The organism is Kitasatospora sp. NPDC002965, assembly GCF_040611255.1.
Lineage (GTDB): Bacteria > Actinomycetota > Actinomycetes > Streptomycetales > Streptomycetaceae > Kitasatospora.
Genome location: NZ_JBEXNT010000033.1, coordinates 59,512 through 68,235, shown reverse-complemented (window position 1 = coordinate 68,235; position 8,724 = coordinate 59,512). Strand labels below are relative to the sequence as shown.

At 70.9% G+C, this 8,724-nt stretch carries 6 protein-coding genes; all 6 read right to left on the bottom strand.

All coding sequences use genetic code 11. The features are described 5' to 3' along the window. Nucleotides 1-87: 87 nt before the first annotated feature. The 6 genes from ABZY91_RS16050 to ABZY91_RS16025 all read right to left on the bottom strand — a co-directional run bounded on the left by ABZY91_RS16050 (nucleotide 88) and on the right by ABZY91_RS16025 (nucleotide 8,715). A complete protein-coding gene (locus ABZY91_RS16050; protein WP_355402850.1) occupies nucleotides 88-1,140 on the bottom strand; it encodes a thiamine pyrophosphate-dependent enzyme in 1,053 nt (350 codons plus the stop codon). Continuing rightward, nucleotides 1,137-3,116, bottom strand: a complete 1,980-nt coding sequence (locus ABZY91_RS16045; RefSeq protein ID WP_355402848.1) for a 2-oxoacid:acceptor oxidoreductase subunit alpha — start codon at nucleotides 3,114-3,116, stop codon at nucleotides 1,137-1,139. Before ABZY91_RS16045 ends, ABZY91_RS16050 begins: the two co-directional genes overlap by 4 nt. 244 nt (nucleotides 3,117-3,360) lie before the next feature. Further along, complete coding sequence (locus ABZY91_RS16040) at nucleotides 3,361-4,023, bottom strand: response regulator transcription factor (protein ID WP_329952976.1); 663 nt, start codon at nucleotides 4,021-4,023, stop codon at nucleotides 3,361-3,363. 146 nt (nucleotides 4,024-4,169) lie between these two features. Then, nucleotides 4,170-5,183, bottom strand: a complete 1,014-nt coding sequence (locus ABZY91_RS16035; RefSeq protein WP_329883303.1) for a polyprenyl synthetase family protein — start codon at nucleotides 5,181-5,183, stop codon at nucleotides 4,170-4,172. A gap of 221 nt (nucleotides 5,184-5,404) precedes the next feature. After that, nucleotides 5,405-7,042, bottom strand: coding sequence for an NADH-quinone oxidoreductase subunit NuoN (nuoN, locus tag ABZY91_RS16030; protein WP_329952975.1), 1,638 nt, complete (start codon nucleotides 7,040-7,042; stop codon nucleotides 5,405-5,407). Continuing rightward, entirely contained in the window at nucleotides 7,039-8,715 is a 1,677-nt protein-coding gene (locus tag ABZY91_RS16025) for an NADH-quinone oxidoreductase subunit M (protein WP_355402845.1), read from the bottom strand. Before ABZY91_RS16025 ends, nuoN begins: the two co-directional genes overlap by 4 nt. Nucleotides 8,716-8,724 lie beyond the last annotated feature (9 nt).

The window sequence follows — 8,724 nt, the reverse complement described above, 5'->3', positions numbered from 1 at the left end:
CTGATGCGCCGCAAGATCGAGGCCGACCGGGAGAAGCCCCGCGCCAACCTGCGCCGGGGGCGTCGCTCCGTCATGCGGGGCCCGCGCTCAGTCGACCGTCCAGGTGTCGTTGCCGGCGAGCAGTGCGGCGAGGTCGCCCGGACCCTGCTGGGCGGCCGCGGCGACCAGCTGGCTGGTCATCAGTTCGTCGTACACGGGGCGGCGGACACTCCGCAGCACACCGATCGGGGTGTGGTGCAGGGTGTCCGCATCGGCGATCCGGGAGAGCGCGAACGCCGTGGCCGGGCTGGCGGCGTGGGCGTCGTGGACCAGGACGGCGGACTCGTTGGAGGCGGTGACGGCGTCGACGAACAGCTCGCCGTCGGCACCGCGGAAGACGCCCTGGGCACCGTCGGTGCCGAAGCGGATCGGCTGTCCGTCCTCCAGGCGGATCAGCGCCTCGTCACGGGTGCCGGCCTCCTTCAGCACCTCGAAGGCGCCGTCGTTGAAGATGTTGCAGTTCTGGTAGATCTCGACCAGAGCCGTGCCCTCGTGCTCGGCCGCCGCCCGCAGCACCGACTGGAGGTGCTGGCGGTCGGAGTCGATGGTGCGGGCGACGAAGCTCGCCTCCGCACCGATCGCCAGGGAGAGCGGGTTGAACGGGGCGTCCAGCGAACCCATCGGCGTGGATTTGGTGATCTTGCCGAGCTCGCTGGTGGGCGAGTACTGCCCCTTGGTCAGGCCGTAGATGCGGTTGTTGAACAGCAGGATCTTCAGATTCACGTTCCGGCGCAGCGCGTGGATCAGATGGTTGCCGCCGATCGAGAGCGCGTCACCGTCGCCGGTCACCACCCAGACGCTGAGGTCGCGCCGGGAGGAGGCCAGCCCGGTGGCGATCGCCGGCGCGCGGCCGTGGATCGAGTGCACCCCGTAGGTGTTCATGTAGTACGGGAAGCGGGACGAGCAGCCGATACCGGAGACGAAGACGGTGTTCTCCCGTCTGATCCCCAGCTCCGGCATGAACGCCTGTACCGCGGCCAGGATCGCGTAGTCACCGCACCCGGGGCACCAGCGCACCTCCTGGTCGGTCTTGAACTCCTTGGCGGTCTGCGGCGCGTCGGCCTTCGGCACCAACTTCAACGAGGGGAACTGCCTGGTCATCGGTTGTCCTCCTCGTCCAGGTTGCCGATGGCCGCCCACAGCACGTCCGCCAACTGGGCAGCCTTGAAAGGAAGTCCGCGCACCTGGTTGTAGGACTGGGCGTCCACCAGGTACTTGGCGCGCAGCAGCAGCGCCAGCTGGCCGAGGTTCATCTCCGGAACGATGATCTTGTCGTAACTCCGCAGCACCGTGCCGAGGTTGGCGGGGAAGGGGTTGAGGTTGCGCAGGTGCGTCTGGGCGATCTCGCCGCCGTCCGCCCGGACCCGGCGGACCGCCGCCGTGATCGGGCCGTAGGTCGAACCCCAGCCGATGACCAGCACCCGGGCCTCGCCGGACGGGTCGTCGACCTCGGCCTCGGGGACGGTGATGCCGTCCACCTTGGCCTGGCGGGTGCGGACCATGAAGTCGTGGTTGGCCGGGTCGTAGGAGATGTTGCCGGTGCCGTCCTGCTTCTCGATGCCACCGATCCGGTGCTCCAGACCGGGCGTTCCGGGGACCGCCCACGGCCGGGCCAGCGTCTGCGGATCGCGCAGGTACGGCCAGAAGGTGCCGTCCTCGCGATTCGGGCCGGTGGCGAAGTCCGGTGCGATCTCGGGAAGTTCGTCGACCTCCGGGATCCGCCAGGGCTCGGATCCGTTGGCCAGGTAGCCGTCCGACAGGAGGAAGACGGGGGTGCGGTAGGTGACCGCGATCCGGGCCGCCTCCAGCGCCGCGTCGAAGCACTCGGCCGGGGTGGCCGGGGCCACGATCGGCACCGGGGCCTCACCGTTGCGGCCGAACATCGCCTGCAGCAGGTCGGCCTGCTCGGTCTTGGTCGGCAGGCCGGTGGACGGCCCGCCACGCTGGATGTCGACCACCAGCAGGGGCAGTTCGAGCGAGACGGCCAGGCCGATGGTCTCGCTCTTCAGCGCCACACCCGGGCCGGACGTGGTGGTCACGCCGAGCGCACCGCCGAAGGCCGCACCGAGCGCCGCACCGATGCCGGCGATCTCGTCCTCGGCCTGGAAGGTGCGCACGTCGTAGTTCTTGTGCCTGCTGAGCTCGTGCAGGATGTCCGAGGCCGGGGTGATCGGGTACGAGCCCAGGTAGAGCGGCAGCCCGGAGCGCCTGGCGGCGGCGATCAGTCCGTAGGACAGGGCCAGGTTCCCGGAGATGTTGCGGTAGCGGCCGGGCGGCAGCTTGGCCGGCGACACCTCGTAGGAGACCGCGAACGACTCGGTCGTCTCGCCGAAGTTCCACCCGGCCCGGAAGGCGACGATGTTGGCCTCGGCGATCAGGGGCTTCTTGGCGAACTTGCTGCGGAGGAAGGTCTCGGTGTTGTGCGTCGGCCGGTGGTACATCCAGGAGAGCAGGCCGAGCGCGAACATGTTCTTCGCCCGTTCGGCGTCCTTGCGGGCCAGTCCGCTGTCCTTGAGCGCCTCCAGGGTGAGCGTGGTGAGCGGCACCTTGTGCAGGTGGTAGGCCTCCAGCGAGCCGTCGTCCAGCGGGTTCGCCCCGTAACCGACCTTGGCCAGCGCGCGCTTGGTGAACTCGTCGGTGTTGACGATGATCTCCGCGCCGCGCGGGAGGTCCGCCAGGTTGGCCTTGAGCGCGGCCGGGTTCATCGCCACCAGGACGTTGGGCGCGTCCCCGGGGGTCAGGATGTCGTGGTCGGCGAAGTGGAGCTGGAAGGACGAGACGCCCGGCAGGGTTCCGGCGGGTGCGCGGATCTCGGCCGGGAAGTTGGGCAGGGTGGAGAGGTCGTTGCCGAAGGACGCCGTCTCGGAGGTGAAACGGTCGCCGGTGAGCTGCATTCCGTCGCCGGAGTCTCCGGCGAATCTGATGATCACCCGGTCCAACTTGCGGATCGGCTTGGCGCGCCCGGGCTGTGGACCGACCGGCACGGCACCGCCGGAGCGGCCACCGCCGGGCCCGGACCGGCCCTCGTCGCCGTCCGAGCCGTCCACTGCTTCTGACTGATCGACCTGACTGGTCACTGCCGCGGACCTCCTCGTGGGCACCAGCCGCGGGCGTGAGCCGTGTGCCCCGTCCGCCTGGTGCACCTCTCGCATCCTATGCGGGTAAGGATTGCCTGGGACGGAACTACCCGATGCGGCGGAAAATCACCGCCGCATACCGGTACAACACAGGGGGCGGCCCGGCCCATGCCCGGACGGAGAAGGTCGGTTCGAATGCCAACAAAGTGTTCGAGAATGCACACCCGGCCGGGGGGCGGTCCATTCAGGAATTCAGATAAGTGAGCACTGCCAGCACGCGGCGGTGATCGCCGGGGCTCTGCGCGAGGCCGAGCTTGAGGAAGATGTTGCTGACGTGCTTCTCCACCGCCCCCTCCGACACGACCAGCTGCTTCGCCACTGCGGTGTTGGTCCGCCCCTCGGCCATCAGCCCCAACACCTCGCGCTCGCGGGGCGTCAGCCCGGCCAGCACGTCGCCCTTGCGGCTGCGGCTGAGCAGCTGCTGCACGACCTCGGGGTCCAGGGCGGTTCCGCCCTCGGCCACCCGGACCACCGCGTCGACGAACTCGCGGACCTCGGCGACCCGGTCCTTCAGCAGGTAGCCGACGCCCCGGGTGGATCCGGCCAGCAGTTCGGAGGCGTAGCGCTCCTCGACGAACTGCGACAGCACCAGCACGCCCAGGGCCGGGTAGAGACCACGGAGCGTGACACAGGCGCGCAGGCCCTCGTCAGTGTGGTCGGGCGGCATCCGGACGTCGGAGACCACCACGTCCGGCAGCGCGTCGGCGGCGGCGAGGTCGTGGACGGTCTTGATCAGGGCGTCGCCGTCCCCGACGCCCGCCACGACCTCCAGGCCGCGGTCGGTGAGCAGCCGGGTCAGGCCCTCCCGCAGAAGTACGGAGTCCTCGGCGATGACGACGCGAAGCATGGCGGCCTTCCGGATGGGCGGAGTGCGGGCGGAGCTGACGAAGGTCAGTCTCCCCCATCCGCGCGCGCCCCGGGGCGGCCGGTCGGGAATTCGCGCCGACCGCGGGGGCAGCGGACGCCGGCCGTACGGGCAAGCCCGCACCGGCCTCACATGGTGCGGATGGCCACCGAGTCGCAGAGCGCCTGGAGCGCTTCCTTGGCCGGGCCGTCCGGCAGCGGGTCGAGCAGCGCGCGGGCCTCCTCGGCGTGCCGCAGCGTCTCCCGGCGCGCGCGCTCCAGCGCCGGGTGGCGGCGCAGCAGCCGCAGTGCCTCGGCGTGCAGCTCGTCGTCACCGCTGAGGTCGCGGTTGAGCAGCTCGCGCAGTCGTGCGTCGGACGGGTCGGCGCCGTCGGCCGGCATCTGGCGCAGCAGCAGGGTCGGCAGGGTCGGCACGCCCTCGCGCAGGTCGGTGCCGGGGGTCTTGCCGGACTCGTGGCCGTCGCTGGCGATGTCCAGGACGTCGTCGGCCAGCTGGAAGGCGATGCCGATGCGCTCGCCGTAGGCGCTGAGGGTGTCGATCACCCAGGGCTCGGCACCGGCCAGCAGTGCTCCTATCCGGCAGGCGACGGCGATCAGCGAACCGGTCTTGCCGGCCAGCACGTCGAGGTAGTGGCGGAGCGGGTCGGCGTCCGCGGCCGGGCCGACCGTCTCCAGGATCTGACCGGTGACCAGCCGCTCGAAGGCGTCGGCCTGGACGCGGACCGCCTCGGGGCCGAGGTCCGCGAGCACCTGCGAGGCGCGGGAGAAGAGGAAGTCGCCGGTGAGGATGGCGACCGAGTTGTCCCAGCGCGAGTTGGCGCTGGCGGCGCCGCGGCGCACCGGGGCCTCGTCCATGACGTCGTCGTGGTAGAGCGTGGCGAGGTGGGTGAGCTCGACGACGACGGCGGCCGGGACGACACCGGGGGCGTTGGCGTCGCCGAACTGGGCGGCGAGCAGCACCAGCAGCGGGCGGAACCGCTTGCCGCCGGCGGCCATGAGGTGGCTGGCGGTGACCGTGATGAACGGGACGTCGCTCTTCACTGCCTCGGCGAGCGCGACCTCCACCGCGTCCATCCCGGCCTGGACGTCGCGGGTCAGATCGCGGTCCTGCACGCTGAGCCCAAAGGGTCCCACGACGGTCACGAAGACCACTCCTCTGTCCCTGGTCGATCTAGCGGCCTGGTCCCTGAGTGCCGCCGCTGGCCATACAGGCAGGGTATCCGGTCGCGAGTGGATCACTGCACGGGCGTGCGGGTCTGTCATGGTCGGGGCGTCCGCGCTGGCCAGCGGGGATGCCGGGACGACGCGTCCGGGCCGCGCGCAAGGGGCGCGGCCCGGACGGCCGGTGAGCGCTCGGCTCGCGCTCAGCCGACGAAGATCGAGGCCTTCGACGCCAGGTCCAGGAAGTACTGCGGGAGCAGTCCGAGGCCGAGCGTGGCGAGGACCCCGATGGCGATCGCGGTCGCCGTGAAGGCGCTCGGGATGGCGACGGTCGGACCGCCCGGCTGCGGGTCCGAGAAGAACATCAGCACGATGACCCTGATGTAGAAGAACGCCGCCACCGCGGAGCTGAGCACACCGACGATCACCAGCGGGGTGGCCCCGCCGGCCGCGGCGGCCTGGAAGACCGCGAACTTGCCGGTGAAGCCGGAGGTGAGCGGGATCCCCGCGAAGGCCAGCAGGAAGAGCGCGAAGACCGCCGCGACCAGCGGCGAACGCCGGCCCAGGCCGGCCCAGCTCGACAGGTGGGTCGCCTCGCCCTTGGAGTCGCGCACCAGGGTGACCACGGCGAAGGCACCGAGCGTCACGAAGGAGTACGCCAGCAGGTAGAAGAGCACCGAGCTCAGGCCCTGCTTGTTGGTGGCGATCACGCCGGTGAGGATGAACCCGGCGTGCGCGATCGAGGAGTAGGCGAGCAGCCGCTTGACGTCCTGCTGGGTGACGGCCAGGACCGCGCCGACCACCATGGTGAGGATCGCCACCCCCCACATCACCGGCCGCCAGTCCAGCCGCAGGGCGGGGAAGGCCACGTAGAACAGTCGCAGCACCGCACCGAACGCGGCCACCTTGGTCGCGGCGGCCATGAAGCCGGTGACCGGGGTCGGCGCGCCCTGGTAGACGTCCGGGGTCCAGGAGTGGAACGGCACCGCGCCGACCTTGAAGAGCAGGCCGACCGCCAGCAGCGCCAGGCCGACCAGCAGCAGCGCGTCGTTCTGGGTGGTGGAGAGCAGCGCCGGGGTGGCCAGTGCCTTGCCGGAGATGACGTCCGAGATCTCGCCGAGCCGCACGGTGCCCGCGAACCCGTACAGCAGGGCGGTGCCGAACAGGAAGAACGCCGAGGCGAAGGCGCCGAGCAGGAAGTACTTGACCGCCGCCTCCTGGGAGAGCAGCCGGCGGCGCCGGGCCAGCGCGCAGAGCAGGTAGAGCGGGAGGGAGAAGACCTCCAGCGCGACGAACATGGTCAGCAGGTCGTTGGCGGCGGGGAAGAGCAGCATGCCGCCGACCGCGAACATGGTGAGCGGGAAGACCTCGCTGGTGGCGAAGCCGGCCCGGATCGCGGCGCGCTCCTGCTCACCGCCGGGGGTGGCGGAGGCCTGGGACGCGAACGCGTCGGCCGGTTCGCCCCCGGCCTTCGGCTCCAGGCCGCGCTCGGCGTAGGTCAGCACCGCGACCACCGCGACGAGCAGGATCACGCCCTGGAGGAAGAGCGCCGGGCCGTCCAGGGCCACCGCGCCCATCGCGAGCAGGTCGAACTTGGTGGAGCCGTAGCCCTGCGAGGCGAGCACCACCACGGCGGTGAACGCGCCGACCAGACCGACCAGGGCGAGGACGACCTGGGCCCGGTGCCGGTACCGGCGGGGCAGGAAGGCCTCCAGCAGGATGCCGGCCACGGCGGTGCCGAACACCACCAGCATCGGCGAGAGCTGGCCGTACTCGACATGCGGCGCGGGGATGCTCTGGGTGTTGCCGCCGGCGGCGGCGAGCCATCCGGTGGTGCTCACTTGTGCTCACCTCCTGGGGTGGCGGACCCGCTCCCGGGTGCCCCGTTGCCGGAGGTCCCGTGGCCGGTGGCGTTGTCGGCGGCGACCGGGTGGACCGGCGCCGGGTCGGTCTGGTGGACCTGCGAGAGGGTCGCGTCGACCGCCGGGTTGACGATGTCGGTGAGCGGCTTCGGGTAGACGCCGAGCAGGACGGTCAGTGCCAGCAGCGGCGTGACGACGACGAGCTCGCGCACCTTGAGGTCCGGCATGCCGCCCACCCCGGCCTTGACCGGGCCGGTCATGGTGCGCTGGTACAGCAGCAGCGCGTACAGCGCGGCGAGCACGATGCCGAAGGTGGCGACGATGCCGACCGCGGGGTACCGGGTGAAGGTGCCCACCAGGACGAGGAACTCGCTGACGAAGGGGGCGAGTCCGGGCAGCGAGAGGGTGGCCAGTCCGCCGATCAGGAACGTCCCGGCGAGCACCGGGGCGACCTTCTGGACGCCGCCGTAGTCGGCGATCAGCCGCGAGCCGCGACGGGAGATCAGGAAGCCGGCCACCAGCATCCACGCGGCGGTGGAGATGCCGTGGTTGACCATGTAGAGGGTGGCGCCGCTCTGGCCCTGGCTGGTCATCGCGAAGATGCCCATGATGATGAAGCCGAAGTGCGAGATCGAGGCGTAGGCGACCAGCCGCTTGATGTCCTTCTGGCCGATCGCCAGCAGCGCGCCGTAGATGATCCCGATCACCGAGAGGACAAGGATCGCCGGGGCGAAGGTCTTCGAGGCGTCCGGGAAGAGTCCGAGGCAGAAGCGGAGCATCGCGAAGGTGCCGACCTTGTCCACCACGGCGGTGATCAGGACGGCCGTCCCGGCGGTGGACTCGCCCATCGCGTTCGGCAGCCAGGTGTGCAGCGGCCAGAGCGGGGCCTTCACGGCGAAGGCGAAGAAGAAGCCCAGGAAGAGCGCCTTCTCTGCGGTGCCGCTGAGCTGGAGCCGGCCCTCGGCGATCGCGCCGGTCAGCGTCTGCAGGTCGAAGGTGCCGAAGCCCTGCTCCTGCGCGATCACGTACAGGCCGATCACCGCGGCCAGCATGACCAGGCCGCCGAGCAGGTTGTACAGCAGGAACTTGACGGCCGCGTAGGACCGCTGACGGGCGGACTCCGGTCCGCCCGCCCGGTCGCCGAAGCCGCCGATCAGGAAGTACATCGGGATCAGCATGGCTTCGAAGAAGACGTAGAACAGGAAGACGTCGGTGGCGTAGAAGGAGACGATGACCATCGCCTCCACCGCCAGGATCAGGGCGAAGAAGCCCTGGGTGCGCCGCCTGTTCTCGAAGGTGCCGTCCGGGCCGGCGGGCGCCGGGTCGGCGTCGTGCCAGGAGGCGAGCATCACGATCGGTACCAGGACGGCGGTGAGCAGGGCCAGGACCGCGCCGATGCCGTCCACGCCGAGCGAGAAGGTGATGCCGAAGGAGCGGATCCAGCTGTACGACTCGGTCAGCTGGTAGCGCGCGCCCTCCGGGTCGAACTGCGCGGTCACCGCGACGGCCAGCGCCAGGGTGACGGCGGAGACGACCAGCGCGACGGTCTTGGTGGTGCGCCGCCTGGCGTCGGTGGACCCGGCGGGCAGGGCGGCGGTGAGCACCGCGCCGGCCGCCGGGACGGCACACGTGGCGGTGAGCAGGGCGCTCATGTCCGGACC